At 42.4% G+C, this 674-nt stretch carries 1 pseudogene; it reads right to left on the minus strand.

The window, feature by feature from the left end:
• Positions 1 to 55 precede the first annotated feature (55 nt).
• Positions 56 to 674 (minus strand): annotated as a pseudogene (locus tag HMPREF0518_RS09330) (ISLre2-like element ISLde1 family transposase); the annotation flags it as partial.

Raw genomic sequence — 674 nt, forward strand, 5'->3', positions numbered from 1 at the left:
GTAAGTGTCAATGTTTTTGCGGTAACCTAAAAACCATTAGTCTGACCTTAATTTCTTAATAATTTATGTGGTTTAGCATCCGATTGAATTTGCTTAAATAGCTGCTTCCAGCCGTTTGCGTTGTTAAAGCTCCGCGCTGTATGCCTAAATGACTTTCATGTCGCTTCTTTAGGCTATCACGGGCTGCCGCTTTTAATTCTTGCTCAGTTATTGCATTTATTTCTGAGCCTGCAAACTCGCTGCTTAGCCAATATTCCAGTTCATTGTTTTTGATGCAAGTCAGCACACGCAGAATCCCTTCGGCGCCATCCTCTGACCAGTATTTCCCTTGTCCTTTAACCCGATAGGTATACTTGCGGTGATTGCTTTCGCAGCAGCCTATTGCTTTAATTACTGGCAAATTGCGCATCTTAAACGGCTCAATATCAGCCCAGTGCCGATGAAGATAGCCGCGCAGACGCCTTAGGTTTTCATGATTTTCTGGCGTATTCAGTTCGTCAATCAGATTGCTTTCAATTGTATCTAAAATCACATCAGTCAAGCGACGGTCGTACTTAAACTCAACTGCACTAATTAATTTGCCTTGCATAGCTGGCATAAAGCCCAGACGATCTTTAATCTTTTTATTCAAATGAAAGACATCCAAGAAGTGTTCGTGCTGCTTGCAGCGACCG

The sequence above is a fragment of the Lactobacillus helveticus DSM 20075 = CGMCC 1.1877 genome (assembly GCF_000160855.1).
Lineage (GTDB): Bacteria > Bacillota > Bacilli > Lactobacillales > Lactobacillaceae > Lactobacillus > Lactobacillus helveticus.